Genomic DNA, 261 nt, shown 5'->3' on the forward strand with positions numbered 1-261 from the left:
GCTGTATCCTTCCAGGCGATTGTTGAGCGCGCGCGTGTCCGCGTTTCTCGATCACCTCAAGAGCGCGTTTCCGTCGGGCACCCCGCAAGAACTGGCTGCCTATATCGACGCGCAACCGTGACACCGCGCCGCGCGCGGTGCGGGGTTCGCGATACCGCGGCGGCGCGCGTGCGCTACGTCCGGTCGCGGGTACGTGCGCGTACCGCGCCCGTAATCACCGCGATGCCGAACAGGATGACGGCGACGATCTCGATGATGTGC

1 pseudogene is annotated in these 261 nt (G+C 67.0%); it reads left to right on the plus strand.

The window, feature by feature from the left end:
* Nucleotides 1-121, plus strand: a pseudogene (locus SB751_RS32070) (LysR family transcriptional regulator); the annotation flags it as partial.
* Nucleotides 122-261: the final 140 nt, after the last annotated feature.

It is taken from the genome of Cupriavidus sp. SIMBA_020 (assembly GCF_046535395.1).
Classification (GTDB): Bacteria; Pseudomonadota; Gammaproteobacteria; order Burkholderiales; family Burkholderiaceae; genus Cupriavidus; species Cupriavidus campinensis.